Source organism: Bradyrhizobium sp. th-b2 (genome assembly GCF_000426785.1).
Taxonomy (GTDB): domain Bacteria; phylum Pseudomonadota; class Alphaproteobacteria; order Rhizobiales; family Xanthobacteraceae; genus Bradyrhizobium; species Bradyrhizobium septentrionale.
Genome location: NZ_AUGA01000058.1, coordinates 1 through 13,805, shown reverse-complemented (window position 1 = coordinate 13,805; position 13,805 = coordinate 1). Strand labels below are relative to the sequence as shown.

Genomic DNA, 13,805 nt, shown 5'->3' with positions numbered 1-13,805 from the left:
GGGGCATAGCCGCCGTAATACGCGGGGGCGTAACCCCCGTAATAGCCATAACCCGGTCCGCCGTAGTAGCCGTAACCTGGGCCATAGGCGTAGGCGCTGGAGGCTATGCCGCCAACCACCGCCGCTCCGATTAGTCCGGCCGCGAGTCCAGCACCCCAGCCACCACCACGCCACGCTTGGGCTGGTGATGGGGCCACCAAGACAGAGACACCGATGGTGGCAGCGGTCACTAACGCCAATGCTGCTTTGTTCATTTCCGAAGCCTCCGTTGTTCCCGGAACCTCAACCGACAATCCAGCGATAGTTTCCTCCGACCGCCGTTGGCGGAACGGTTTCCGTGAAACTTAATACTGATGAACGGCTTGGGAAAGCAAAACCACGGTGCCCAATGTCCGTGCCGGGTCAAGACCGGAAGCACTCAAGGTGAGCATGACGAGCCCGCTTCTGGGGGATAGCGCCCCAATTTCAGTGTTTGCGTTTCGCCTTGGCGCGGCTGCGAGGCGCGGAAACTCAGGACGCGATCGCCTGCCGCGGCTGCGCGGTTGCGGCGATCAGCTTGCCGATCTCGGGCTTGCAGCCGCCGCAATTGGTGCCGGCCTTCAGGCTGCGACCGATTGCCTCGACGCTGTTGGCGCCCTCCTTGATCTCGGCGGTGATCTGGTGCCGACCGACGCTGAAGCTGGAGCGGACATCGCATAAGGCCGAAATTGGCCAGACGCGGACTCATGCATCGCAGCAAGCTTGGTTCACGTCCAGCGAAGCCGCGCCAGGATCGCGCGGCCCATGATCCAGTCCTTGTCGCTTTCGGTGAGGAACGGAAGCTCCTCTGTGAATTCCGTCACGCGCTGCCGGTAGGTGGCCCGGGCGAATGAATTGGTTACATCGGTTCCCCAGTGGCAGCGCTCCGGGCCGTAGGCGTCGAATAGGCGGTGGATATGCGGGGTCACGTCACGGAATGGATAAGGCTCAGTCGAAATCAGCGGTACCGACGACAACTTCACCGACACATTCGCATATCTTGCGAGCGCCACCGACTGTGCAATGGCTTCAGGGACCGTGTTGTTTCCCACGGATGCCAATGAATCAGGACGAGGGCGCAGGCCCGCGCCGACCCCCATGTGGTCGATGATGAGTGTAAGTTGGGGGTGTCGCTCAGCGATGCGGGCGAACAGCGATGTCTGGCCCGACGTGAGAAACATCACAGGCAGGCCGGCCTTCTCCGCCGCCGGCCAGAACCAATCCGCGGTTCCGTCCGTCAGCCACGCCGCTTCGCCGGGGCCGAAGTTCAACCTCACGTCCAGCACGCCGGGCTGGTCGCGCCAAGTCGCAAGCCGTGCCGCGCGGTCGGGCTTGTCGAGGGCTACACGCGCCATGATGGCGAAGCGGCTCGGGTACCGTTTGACCGCCTCTTGGGCATAGTCGATGCGCTCGCCTTCGAGCGACACCGGCGGAACGATGACGACGCGATCGACGCCAGCCTCGTCCATCAGTGGAATTATTCGCTCGATGGTGAAGGGCTCCGGAAGCTGCGGTTTGGCACCGGGGAGCCAGGGTCTTTCCGGGGTGCTCGCCGGCCACAGGTGAACCTGCGAATCGACGATCACTCGCTTTTGCTGCGCGACTGTTGCCGCGGCGTGCTGCATTGACAGCGCGACACCGGTCGCGACGGTGCCGGTCAGAAAACCACGGCGTGAAGGCATGTGATGTCCTTCCTGTCTTATTATTGTTGTCACGACATGATGCTGATCGACACCGCGCCATCTGAGCGAGAAGACAGCAAATTGGCCTGCAATACTGAAGATCACATCAGGAAATTGCGACCATAGAAATAGGGTTCAATGGTCAATTTGCGCCGCAACAATCTTGAGCCGCGCCATCTCTCAGTTGGGTCAAGACCCGAAGCACTCAAGGTGAGCATGACGAGTCCGCTTCTGGACGGATAGCGCCCCAATTTCAGTGTTTGCGTTTCGCCCTGGCGCGGCTGCGACGCGCGGAAACTTACGACGCGATCGCCTGCCGCGGCTGCGCGGTTGCGCCGATCAGCTTGCCGATTTCTGGCTTGCAGCCGCCGCAATTGGTGCCGGCCTTCAGGCAGCGGCCGATCGCCTCGACGCTGTTGGCGCCCTTCTTGATCTCGGCGGTGATCTGGTGCCGACCGACGCTGAAGCAGGAGCAGACGATCGGACCGACATCTTCGCCCGCGCCGAACGGCCGTCCTGCGAGCAGCGCCATCCGCGCGTTCGCCGAGAGCTGCTGTTCCGCAAACAACCCGGTCAGCCACGCCCGCGACGGCAGCGTGTGGTCGGGCGCGATGAACACGCAGCCATCGAGCCGGCCGTCGCGCACCGCCGCGTAGCGGAACCGTCCCACGGCAGGATCGCGATAGGCGACCCATTCGATCTCGACGCCGTCGAGGCCAAGTTGCACGCGCGCCCAGTCGCGCCAGCTCTCCGGGCGGGCGTCGAGCGCGAGTTCCAACCGCCAGCAGTCGCCCGCCTTGCCGTGAACCCAGTAGCCGGCTTGCGGACGCTTGATCGGATTGCGGCTCAGGATGAAGGCGTGCCATTTCGGTGCGTAGGGATCGGCCTTCACCGGCGTATGCTTGGATTCCGGCTGACCGGACAGCGGATCGACGGCCGGACTGACCAGCGCGTTGACGCGGCCCTCGCCGGCAAATTCCTCATTCCAGTGCATCGGCACGAACACGCAGCCGCGGCGCTGGTCGGCGCTGACCACGACGCGCGCGATCATCTCGCCCCAGCTGCTGGTCAGCCGCGTCAGCCCTTCGTTTTCCAAGCCGGCCAGCCGCGCATCCTCGGGATGGAATTCGGCATAGGGCTCGAAGATATGCGATAGCAGCCGCCCGGTTTTCCCGGTCCGGGTCATGGTGTGCCACTGGTCTCTGATACGACCGGTGTTGAGCACCAGCGGATAGTCGCGGCTGGTCGCATGGCGCGCTGCGCGGGGCGCAATCGGAATGAAGCGCGCCTTGCGGTCGGCTGTGAAGAAATTCGGCGTCTCGAACATCCGCGCCGTGCCGTCTGGACGATCTGATGTCACCGGCCATTGCACCGGCGCCAGCGCCTCATAGGCGTGGTCATCGAGCGTCGACAGCGCCGAGATGTCGAAATCACGCCGGCCGTCGTTCTCATAACCGGACAGTTCGGCATGCTCGCGGAACACGGCGGCAACGTCAGGATAATCGAAGCCGGAATATCCCATGCGTTGCGCAACGTCGCAGATGATGCGCCAGTCCGCACGCGCTTCCCCCGGCGCGGGCAAGAACGTCCGTTGCCGTGAAATCCGGCGCTCGGAATTGGTGACGGTGCCGTCCTTCTCGCCCCACGCCAGCGCCGGCAGCAGCACGTCGGCATGGCGCGTGGTGTCGGTATCGCGCATGCAGTCCGTGACCACGACGAGCTCGCAGGCATCGAGCGCAGCGCGCGCGCGGTCGGCGTCCGGCAGGCTCACCACCGGATTGGTCGACATGATCCACACCGCCTTGATGCGGCCGTCGGCGATGGCGTCAAACATGTCGACCGCCTTCAGCCCGCCCTTCTCCGCCATCACAGGCGCGCGCCAGAACCGCTGCACAAGATCTCGATGCGCCGGGTTCTCGAGCTCCATATGCGCGGCGAGCTGGTTGGCGAGCCCGCCGACTTCGCGACCGCCCATCGCGTTGGGCTGACCGGTGAGCGAGAACGGCCCCATGCCGGGACGGCCGATCCGGCCGGTCAGGAGATGGCAATTGATGATGGCATTGACCTTGTCGACGCCGGTCGACGACTGGTTGACGCCTTGCGAATAGAGCGTGACGACACGCTCGGTCTTCGTGAACCAGTCGAAGAACAGCCCGACCGCGCCTTCGCTCAGCCCGCAGGTTGCCGCGGTCTGCGCCACGGTCTGGCCGGCGACCTGCTTGAGGGCGTCGACCACGCCCGTGGTCGAACTGCCAACAAAGCTGCGATCGACCGCATTGCTGCCGGCGAGGAACGCAAACAGCCCGTTGAACAGCACGGAATCGCTGCCCGAGCGCAGCGGCAGGTGCAGATCGGCGCCCTCGCAGGTCGCGGTGCGGCGCGGATCGATCACGACGATCTTGCAGGCCGGGTTCTTCTCCTTCGCCGCCAGCATGCGCTGGTGCAGGATCGGATGGCACCAGGCGGCGTTGGAGCCGACCAGCACCAACAGATCCGCCTGCTCGAGATCCTCGTAGCAGCCCGGCACGGTGTCGCTGCCGAAGGCGCGCTTGTGCCCGGCCACGCTGGAGGCCATGCACAGCCGCGAATTGGTGTCGATATTGGCGGTGCCGACAAAGCCCTTGGCGAGCTTGTTGACGACGTAATAGTCCTCGGTCAGGAGCTGGCCGGAGACGTAGAACGCCACCGCGTCGGGCCCGTACTCCCTGATGATCCGGCCAAAGCCATCGGCGACGCGATCAAGCGCGTCGTCCCACGCAACGGGCGTGCCGTCGACGACAGGCGCGAGCAGACGCCCGTCGAGATCGATGGTCTCGGCGAGCGCCGAACCCTTGCTGCAGAGCCGGCCGAAATTGGCCGGATGCTGCTTGTCGCCTTCGACCTGGATGGTGCCCGCCGCGTCCTTGGACGCGACGACACCACAGCCGACACCGCAATAGGGACACGTGGTCTTGACGGGCATGCCTGGCCCCTCAGCCCACCGCCGCCGCCTGCCGCACCGACAGCCAGACAACGCCGTTCTCGACCTTGGCCGGATGTGTATGCGTGCAACCCTCGTCGGGCGCGACCGCCTGCCCGCTCGCCAACTCGATGACGAAGTTATGCAGCGGACAGGTCACGCGCTTGTTGTGCACGATGCCCTGCGACAGCGGCCCGCCCTTGTGCGGGCAGCGGTCGTCGAGCGCGAACACCTCGTCGCTCTCGGTGCGGAACACCGCGATGTTGCCATGGGGCGTGCGGACCACCCGCGAACCGAGACGCGGAATGTCGGTAAGCGCGCCGATTTCAATCCAGCTGGTCATGCGAGCTCCAATTCGGCAATCGGGGCGAACTCGTTGCGGTCGACGCCCTGGCTGGCGCGCTCCGCCCAAGGATCGCTCTGCGAGAACTGCTGCGAATAGGCAAAGCGGGCAAACAGCGCCTTGCGGTTGGTGACGTCGTCGACCACCCGCTTCCTGATCTGCTCGAGACTGACGCGGTCGCACCATTTGTACATGCGCTCGAGATACCAGCCCTCCTCGCGATAGAGCTGGGTCAGCGCCACGATCACCTCGAGCGCCTCATCCTCGGTCTCGACCTTGGTCAGGAACTCGGTGCCCTTGATGTGCAGTCCCGCGGCGCCGGCGAAATGGATCTCGTAGCCGGAATCGACGCAGACCACGCCGACGTCCTTGCAGGTCGCCTCCGCGCAATTACGCGGGCAGCCGGAAACGCCGAGCTTGACCTTGGCCGGCGTCCAGGAGCCCCACATGAACTTCTCGAGCTTGACGCCGAGACCGGTGGAATCCTGGGTGCCGAAGCGGCACCATTCCGAGCCGACGCAGGTCTTCACCGTGCGCAACCCCTTGGCGTAGGCGTGGCCCGACACCATGCCGGCGTCGTTCAGATCGGCCCACACCGCCGGGAGGTCTTCCTTCTTGACGCCGAGCAGGTCGATGCGCTGGCCGCCGGTGACCTTCACCGTCGGGATGTTGAACTTCTCGGCGACGTCGGCGATGGCGCGCAACTCGCTCGGCGTGGTGACGCCGCCCCACATCCGCGGCACCACCGAATAGGTGCCGTCCTTCTGGATGTTGGCGTGGACGCGCTCGTTGATGAAGCGCGACTGCTGGTCGTCGCGATATTCGCCGGGCCAGGTCGCGAGCAGATAATAGTTCAGCGCCGGGCGGCAGGAATGGCAGCCATTCTGCGTCTTCCACTCCATGAAGCGCATGACGGCCGGAATCGTCTTGAGCTGCTGCTCGACGATGACGCGGCGAACGTCGTCATGGCTGTGATCGGTGCATTTGCACAGCGGCTTGACCTTCGGCGCCGCCGAATAGTCGCCGCCAAGCGTGAAGGCGAGCACCTGCTCGACCAGACCGGTGCAGGAGCCGCAGGACGACGACGCCTTGGTATGGGCGCGGACGTCGTCGAGCGTGAACAGCTTCTTCTCGCTGATCGCCTTGACGATCGCGCCCTTGCAGACGCCATTGCAGCCGCAGATCTTGGTCTCGTCGCTCATCGCGGCGACCGAGCTCTGGCCGTTGACGCCGCCATCGCCGAGATTGGCGGCGCCGAACACCAGGCGCTCGCGCATATGCGAGACGTCGGTGCCGTCGCGCAGATGCTGGAAGTACCAGGGCCCGTCGATGGTGTCGCCATAGAGCACGGCGCCGACGATCTTCTTGTCCTTCAGGATGATGCGCTTGTAGACGCCGCGATTGGCGTCCTGCAGCACGATCTCCTCCTTGTCCGGGCCCGGCGCGAAGTCGCCGGCGGAGAACAGGTCGATGCCGGTGACCTTCAGCTTGGTCGAGGTGACCGAGCCGTCATAGGTGGCAAAGCCCTTCATCGCGAGGTGGTTGGCGCAGACCTTGGCCTGGTCGAACAGCGGCGCGACCAGGCCATAGGTCTGGCGGCGGTGCTGCACGCATTCGCCGACCGCGTAGATGCGGCCGTCATAGGTCTGCATGGTGTCGGAGACCACGATGCCGCGTTCGCAATAGAGCCCGGCCTTCTTCGCCAGCTCGAAGTTTGGACGGATGCCGACCGCCATCACGACCAGATCGGCCGGCAGCTCGGTGCCGTCGCCGAAGCGCACGCCGGTGACGCGGTCCTCGCCCAGGATCGCCTGGGTCTGCGCCGGCATCTTGAACACCATGCCGCGCTCTTCCAGCGACTTGCGCAACAGACCGCCGGCCACCGGATCGAGCTGGCGCTCCATCAGCGTGTCGAGCAGATGCACGACCGTGACGTTCATGCCGCGCTTCATCAGCCCGTTGGCGGCTTCGAGGCCCAACAGGCCGCCGCCGATCACGACCGCGTTGCGATAGTCGGTCGAGGCCTTGATCATGCGATCGACGTCGTAGATGTCGCGGAAGCCGATCACGCCGGGCAGCTCCTTGCCGGGCAGCGGCAACATGATCGGATTCGATCCGGTCGCGATCAGCAGACGGTCGTAAGGAACGCGCGCGCCGGCCTCGGTGACGACCTCACAGGTGCGGCGGTCGATCATGGTGACCGTCTCGCCCTTGCGCAGCGTGATGTTGTTGTCCTCGTACCAATCGACGGTGTTGAGCATGATGTCGTCGACGGTCTTCTCGCCGGCGAGCACCGGCGAGAGCAGGATGCGGTTGTAATTGCCGTAGGGCTCGGAGCCGAACACGGTGATGTCGTAGAGATCGGGCGCGCGTTCGAGCAGCGCCTCCACCGTGCGGATGCCGGCCATGCCGTTGCCGATCACCACGAGCTTTTGCTTTGTCACTTTGTCGAGCATGGTCTGCCTTTCAATTCCGACGATGCTGCTCAGCGACGCGGCGTGCGTCGTTGATGGACACCGATAAAGGTTTGGAGTTGTAGGAAGCCCAGCCGCGGGCGCAGACCGTCTTCGATGACGACCGATGTTCCGTTACCGACTGATATTCAAGACGCGTGCCAACTTCCCGCCGGGGAATTTTGAAGCAAAATCAAAGCCTTCCAGACCACCCCCGAATCACCAGCCAGCGCCTGGGGTGGATTTTCCGGCCACATTTTTAGCCACGCCGATGATCTCTTGTGCAGCACAGCATCACGCGCACCGCGCGTTATCATGCGCGCGGCATCGATGCGCCCTTGCAAGTGAGTACGCGCGCCGCTCAAAAAAGCACCAGCCTGCGCGTTTGCGCGGCGGCATCTGCCGCCAGCGGCAGCACGCTGAGCCTTCACACGCGTTCGCCGACACAGCGGCAACGCCTTGCGATCGCTGACGAAGCGTCCGCATGCGATTCGATGGCACGGTAATTGCTGAACATTCGTCAACCAGGCGCGTCTCAACGACGAGTGCGCTCGCCTTTTCATTCACATCATGACTGTTTGCGCCGGAACTGACCGCGAGAATGCGGCTGCTCCGGCCGCATCATTGCGAGGTCGTTGCCAATGAAGTTCGCTGAATTCAAGAAGGCAGGTCACTGGCCGACGCTGCTCGCTGCATTCCTGTACTTCGACATCAGTTTCATGGCGTGGGTCGCGCTCGGCCCGCTGATCGTCTACATCGCGCGCGACATGAATCTGGCGGTGAACGAGAAGTTCACCCTGGTCGCCATTCCCGTGCTCGCCGGAGCATTGTTGCGCGTGCCGATGGGCATTCTCGCCGACGTCATCGGCGCCAAGCGCACCGGCATCATTGCCCAGCTCGTCGTGATCGCCGCGACCGTGTCGGTCTGGCAGTTCGGACTGAACAGCAAGTCCGCGATCGAGCTGTTCGGCCTGGCGCTCGGCGTCGGCGGCGCCTCGTTCGCCGTGGCGCTGCCGCAGGCGAGCCGCTGGTATCCGCCGCAATATCAGGGCGTCGTGATGGGGATCGCCGGCGCCGGCAATATGGGCGTCGTGCTCGACACCCTGCTCGCGCCCACGATCGCAGAGCATTGGGGCTGGCAGGCCGTGTTCGGCTGCCTGTTGCTTCCGATGCTGATGGTGCTGGCCTATTACATCGTGGCGGCGAAGGACGCGCCGGGTGAGCGCAAGCCGATCTCGCTGAAGGCCTATGGCGCGCTGCTGAAGGATTCCGACAGCCGCTGGTTCATGTTCTTCTACTTCATCACCTTCGGCGGCTTCGTCGGCCTCGCCAACGCGTTGCCGCTGTATTTCACCGTGCAATATCATGTCTCGGGCGTTGCCGCCGGCATGCTGGTGGCGCTGATCGTCGCGTTCGGCTCCGGCTTCCGTCCGGTCGGCGGCATGATCGCCGACCGCATCGGCGGCATCCGCTCGCTGTCGATCCTGTTTGGGGTCGTGGTCGCGGCCTATCTCGTGATCGCGTTCATGCCGGAGGGGCCGACCGCGCCAACGCAGGCCGGCTGGTCGCTGACCGAGCTGCCGCGCATCGCCTGGACCTCGGTGCTGCTGTTCTCGATCGGCGTGCTGGCGCTCGGCATGGGCAACGGTGCGGTGTTCCAGTTGATCCCGCTGCGCTTCCGGCACGAGATCGGCCTGATGACCGGGCTCGTCGGCTGCGCCGGCGGCGTCGGCGGCTTCTTCCTGGCGCAAACGCTCGGCACCGCCAAGGGCATGACCGGCGGCTTCGGCGCGGGCTTCCTGTTCTTCGGCGTGCTGGCGTTGCTTGGCTTCATCGGACTTGCCATGGTCAAGGTCCGCTGGCGCACCACCTGGGGCGCGGCGTCGGGAGCGCGCGTCTGACCGCCCGCCCCCGCGAGACGACGGGGCACCGACGTGGCGAACGGCTCGCAACGGGAATTGGGAGTGCGGCTCGGCTTCGCCAGCGAGACCGGCAAGCGCGCCGCCAATGAGGACTATGTCGCGGCGTGCTTCGGCACGCCGGGCACGCTGCACCGCGACGTCGTCGCGGCGGTCGCCGACGGCGTCGGTGGCCACAAGGGCGGACGCGAGGCCGCGGAGGTTGCCGTCCGCAGCTTCATCGACGCCTATTATTGCCTGCCCGAGACGCTCGGCGTCCGCCGCCGCGCCGCGCGGGCGCTCGAAGCCACCAACAGCTGGATCTATGGTCAGGGGCGCGTCGATGCCGCACGCAGCGGCATGGCGTGCGCGTTTTCCTCCGTCATCCTGTCGCGGCGGCAGTGCCATGTGATCCATATCGGCGACACCCGCGTCTATCGCCTGAGCGATGGACGCCTGGAACGGCTGACGCAAGATCATATCGCCGGCCGCGGCGATCTCGCGCACCTGCTCAACCGCGCCATCGGGTTCGAGGAGTTCGCCCGCTTCGACTACACCTCGGTCGGGCTGCGGCAACATGACCGCCTTCTGATCTGCAGCGACGGGGTGCACGGCGCGCTCGGCGATTCCCGCCTGCTGCATTTGCTCGAGGAGCGCACGCCGCCGGAGGAGTCGGCCAAGAGCATCGTCGAGGCCGCACTCGCGGCCGGCAGCAGCGACAACACCACCGCGCTGGTGCTCGACGTCGTCGACCTGCCGCCGGCGGATCGTGACGAGCTCACCCACTCGATCGCAACGCTGCCGATCGGCGATCTGCCGGAAAGCGGCGACATCGTCGACGATTTCGCGCTCGGCGACGTGCTGTCCGACGGACGCTACAGCCGCCTGTTCAAGGCGGTCGACAAGCGCGCCGGCCGCGAGGTCGTGCTGAAATTCCCGCATCCGCGGGTCGCCAGCGAGGGCTCCTATCGTCTCGCCTTCGTCCGCGAGGCATGGGTCGCCGCGCGGGTACGCAGCCTGTGGATCGGCGAGATCATCGAGGTGCCGGCGGAACGGCGGACCAGGCTTTATTCGGCGATGCCGCTCTATGACGGCGAGACGCTGGAGCAGCGGCTCAATCGCGCGCCGCGGCTGTCGCTGACCGAAGGGATCGGGATTGCCACCAAGCTGGTGCGCGCGGTGACGGCGCTGCATCGCGCCGGCATCATCCATCGCGACATCAAGCCCGACAATGTGATCCTGCTGAAGGACGGCGGCTTGCGGCTGGTCGATCTCGGGGTCTCGCGCGTGCCGCTGCTGGAGGATTTTCCGGCCGAGGACATTCCGGGCACCGCGAGCTACATGGCGCCTGAGCTGTTCGGCGGCAAGGCGGGCGATGAGGCGTCCGACCTGTTCGCGCTCGGCGTCACCGTCTACCGGATGTTCACCGCGAATTATCCGTTCGGCGAGATCGAGCCGTTCTCGCGCCCGCGCTTCGGCAAGCCGGCGCCCCTGTCGCGCTACCGCCCCGATTTGCCGGCCTGGCTCGATGCGGTGATCGGCAAGGCGCTCAGCGTCGAGCCCGCGCAGCGCTTCGGCGACGCCATCGAGTTCGCGCACGAGCTGGAGAACGGCGCGACCTGGGCCGGCCCCGCCGTCACGACCCGGAAATCGCTGCACGACCGCGATCCCGTGACGTTCTGGAAAGTGCTGTGCGCCATCCTGGCCGTGATCGTCGTGGTGCTACTGGCGCGGCACTAATCCGGCAGGCTGAGCATCCGCACCAAGACCCGGCTTGTGTCGCGATCAGGCAACCAGCAACGCTGCCGCCCGCGCAAGCGGAACGGCGTCGTCGCCGAGCACCAGTGCGATGGCGTCGCGTTCCCACGCATCGTCGGCCGGCGCCAGCGGGTCCTTCGCGGTCAGGCGATGCTCCAGCACGAACCGCGACAGCAACAGCCGTCGTGCATCGACCTCCGCCTGGCAGCCTTCCCAGGCCAGAACGATCGCCGACGCCGCATGGTAGAGCGCACTGGCCGCAAGCCGCGCCGCATGTTCCGCCGCGCGATCGGCCGCCACCTGCTCGGCAAAGCCGATCGCGCGGTCGAGCGCTGTGCGGAGGCGGTTACGAAACGGCTCCGGCAAGGCCTTCGCCTCGTCAAGCCGCGCATGCAGGGCCACGGCCAGCGCCCGCTGCGCGCCGCTCTTGCCGACGGCGCGCGTGATGATGTCGAGCGCGTTGATGTTGCTGGTGCCTTCCCAGAGCACGCCGACGTGGGCGTCGCGCACCAGCCGCGGCTGCACCCACTCCTCGATGTAGCCGTTGCCGCCGCGCACCTCCATCGCACCGGTGGCGACCGGAATGTTGTCGCGGCAGGCGCGGTACTTCAAGAGCGGCGTCAGGATGCGCAGCAGGTCCCTCGCCTGCGCCGAACCGGCATTGGCTTCGTCCATCGCGCGCGCGGCCACCAGCATCATCGACAGCGCCTCCTCGGTCGGCACGATCAACTTCATCAGCTGCCGGCGCAGCAGCGGAAAATCGATCACGCGCTGGCCGAACGCCACCCGCGAGGAGGCGCTGACTTTGGCCTCGTTGAGGCAACGCCGCATCATGGCCGCGGCGCGCACGCCGTGCGACAGGCGCGAGAGGTTGACCTGCTCCATCATCTGCTTGAGGCCCTGCTCGGGATCACCGACCAGATAGGCCACCGCATTGTCGAGACGGATCTCGCCTGACGCCATCGATTTGGTGCCGAGCTTGTCCTTGAGGCGGACGATCCGGTAGCTGTTGCGCCTGCCGTCCTTCAGGCGGCGCGGCAGCGCGAACAGCGCCAGGCCCCTGGTGCCACCTGGCGCGCCTTCCGGCCGCGCCAGCATCAGCGCGACGTCGGCATCGGCGTGGGAGCAGAACCATTTGTCGCCGGTCAGGCGCCAGACCTCGCCGTCGCGGCGCGCGACGGTCTCGACCGCACCGACATCGGAGCCGCCGGCGCGCTCGGTCATGAACTGCGTGCCCTTCCACAAGGTCGCCATGTCGTCGGACAGCATCTTTGGCAGCAGATAGGCCTTGAGTTCGTCGGAGCCGAATTTGCGGATCAGATGTGTCGAGGTGTCGGTGACGCTGATCGGGCACATCAGCCCGAACTCGGATTGCACGAACAGATACTGAAACACGTACTTGGCCACGGCCGGCAGCGGCCGGTCCATGCCGAGCACGCCGGCGCGATGGCTCATGGCGTGAAACTGGAAATCGGCGAAGGCGATCGCCTCCATCTCGCGATACGTGGGGTGATAGTCGATCCAGTCCTCGTCGCGGCCGTAAGCGTCCCGCGGATTGAGCACCGGGCCGTGCTTGTCGGCGATCCGCGCCAGCTGGTCGAGCCTGCCTCCCGCCAGCTCGCCAAGGCGGTGGAAATGCGGCTCCAGTTTCTCGCGATCCTCGCGCGACAGATAGAGGTTGAGCAGGCCGCGCAGGCCACGGTCGAGATCGTAGAAATTGAGGCCTGCGCAATCATGCGAGATGTGACGGGCCGGATCGGCCGGATTGGCGGCAGCGTCGGGGCTACGAAGATCGAGCGCGCTCATCTGCATCGGGGCTCTCCTTGTTCGGGATGGCGTCGCACCAGCCTTGCCGGTGTGCGGGATGTCATCCCCGTCTGTCTGCAACATCGAGAACCGTGGTTGCGATGTCCACCTCCGGACCCCCATGCGAGAATAATTTCAGATACGTGGAAGAAATGCCGTCCGCGCGCGGCGCGCATGCGGTCGATGCTGCACCGCGCACTATTGACCTCCGCCGGTTTCGCTGCACATTCGACAGTAGAAGGCGACACCACGAATGTTGCAGCGCACCCGGTTGGCGCTGCGCGCGCAAGGACATGAGCGGCAGCAGATGAAGGGAGCGCGCTCCGACAGCCAGTCCCCGTCGCGGCGCGGCCGCAGGCGCATCGTCGCCGAGCGGGTGCGCGCGCAACTCGACGATCCCGCGGCGACGGTGATCGAGGCCAACCGGCATGACGAGTTATTTCGCGCCGCCGACGGCAGCGCGGATCCGTCCGTCGTCAAGTCGGCGCACCGCGTGCTCCGCATCTTCGAATATTTTGCCGAGATCGAGCGGCCGGCGGCGATGACCGAGATCGCGCGGCGGCTGAACTACCCGCCGTCGAGCACGTCGGCGCTGCTGAAGAGCCTGGTCGAGCTCGGCTATCTCGAGCATGACCGGCAGGCGCGCACCTACCGGCCGACGGTCCGCATCGCTCTGCTCGGCGGCTGGCTCACGAGCGAGCGGCTGCCGGGCGCAACGCTCGATGCCATCACGCGCGAGCTGCACGAGGCGACACGGCTGACGACGTTCGTCGTGGCGCGCAACCAGCTCTACAGTATCCCTCCATTGAGGGCCGCCTTGTTTGACGGACGCGAGCGCTGCAGGTCCTAGGGGTAATCCTAGGAGAAGCGCTATGACGATTTCGCGGG

9 protein-coding genes are annotated in these 13,805 nt (G+C 65.8%); 3 read left to right on the top strand and 6 right to left on the bottom strand.

The window, feature by feature from the left end; genetic code table 11:
* Nucleotides 1–510: 510 nt before the first annotated feature.
* The 5 genes from K359_RS59490 to nirB form a co-directional block, all read right to left on the bottom strand.
* Entirely contained in the window at nt 511–708 is a 198-nt protein-coding gene (locus K359_RS59490; protein ID WP_084518656.1) for a bacterioferritin-associated ferredoxin, read from the bottom strand.
* Nucleotides 709–746: 38 nt separating this feature from the next.
* Nucleotides 747–1,700 carry an amidohydrolase gene (locus tag K359_RS0138490; RefSeq protein WP_029083997.1) on the bottom strand — a complete coding sequence of 318 codons (954 nt, stop codon included), beginning with the start codon at nt 1,698–1,700 and terminating at the stop codon, nt 747–749.
* Nucleotides 1,701–1,998: 298 nt separating this feature from the next.
* On the bottom strand, nt 1,999–4,662 hold the full coding sequence (locus K359_RS0138485; protein WP_029083996.1) for a nitrate reductase: 2,664 nt from the start codon (nt 4,660–4,662) through the stop codon (nt 1,999–2,001).
* A 10-nt stretch (nt 4,663–4,672) separates the two neighbouring features.
* Entirely contained in the window at nt 4,673–5,002 is a 330-nt protein-coding gene (gene nirD, locus K359_RS0138480; RefSeq protein ID WP_029083995.1) for a nitrite reductase small subunit NirD, read from the bottom strand.
* Nucleotides 4,999–7,458, bottom strand: coding sequence for a nitrite reductase large subunit NirB (gene nirB / locus K359_RS0138475; RefSeq protein ID WP_029083994.1), 2,460 nt, complete (start codon nt 7,456–7,458; stop codon nt 4,999–5,001). Before nirB ends, nirD begins: the two co-directional genes overlap by 4 nt.
* Before the next feature lie 638 nt (nt 7,459–8,096).
* Here nirB and K359_RS0138465 point away from each other — a divergent pair.
* Together K359_RS0138465 and K359_RS0138460 are read left to right on the top strand one after the other, a co-directional pair.
* Complete coding sequence (locus tag K359_RS0138465; protein ID WP_029083992.1) at nt 8,097–9,356, top strand: MFS transporter; 1,260 nt, start codon at nt 8,097–8,099, stop codon at nt 9,354–9,356.
* Nucleotides 9,357–9,419: 63 nt separating this feature from the next.
* Nucleotides 9,420–11,093 (top strand): bifunctional protein-serine/threonine kinase/phosphatase, encoded by a 1,674-nt coding sequence (locus K359_RS0138460; protein ID WP_029083991.1) that lies wholly within the window; start codon nt 9,420–9,422, stop codon nt 11,091–11,093.
* 45 nt (nt 11,094–11,138) lie between these two features.
* On the opposite strand, the gene K359_RS0138455 is transcribed toward K359_RS0138460, so the two are convergent.
* Nucleotides 11,139–12,923 carry an acyl-CoA dehydrogenase family protein gene (locus K359_RS0138455; protein WP_156928891.1) on the bottom strand — a complete coding sequence of 595 codons (1,785 nt, stop codon included), beginning with the start codon at nt 12,921–12,923 and terminating at the stop codon, nt 11,139–11,141.
* Between the two features lie 247 nt (nt 12,924–13,170).
* On the opposite strand from K359_RS0138455, the gene K359_RS57645 reads away from it, so the two are divergent.
* Entirely contained in the window at nt 13,171–13,767 is a 597-nt protein-coding gene (locus K359_RS57645) for a helix-turn-helix domain-containing protein (RefSeq protein WP_051346645.1), read from the top strand.
* The last annotated feature ends 38 nt before the right edge of the window (nt 13,768–13,805 follow it).

Bases quoted from the DNA above. Each gene is read 5' to 3' on its own strand.
- K359_RS0138485 (WP_029083996.1), bottom strand. From the start codon at position 4,662: ATGCCCGTCAAGACCACGTGTCCCTATTGCGGTGTCGGCTGTGGTGTC.
- nirB (WP_029083994.1), bottom strand. From the start codon at position 7,458: ATGCTCGACAAAGTGACAAAGCAAAAGCTCGTGGTGATCGGCAACGGC.
- K359_RS0138455 (WP_156928891.1), bottom strand. From the start codon at position 12,923: ATGCAGATGAGCGCGCTCGATCTTCGTAGCCCCGACGCTGCCGCCAAT.
- K359_RS0138465 (WP_029083992.1), top strand. From the start codon at position 8,097: ATGAAGTTCGCTGAATTCAAGAAGGCAGGTCACTGGCCGACGCTGCTC.
- K359_RS57645 (WP_051346645.1), top strand. From the start codon at position 13,171: ATGTTGCAGCGCACCCGGTTGGCGCTGCGCGCGCAAGGACATGAGCGG.
- nirD (WP_029083995.1), bottom strand. From the start codon at position 5,002: ATGACCAGCTGGATTGAAATCGGCGCGCTTACCGACATTCCGCGTCTC.
- K359_RS0138490 (WP_029083997.1), bottom strand. From the start codon at position 1,700: ATGCCTTCACGCCGTGGTTTTCTGACCGGCACCGTCGCGACCGGTGTC.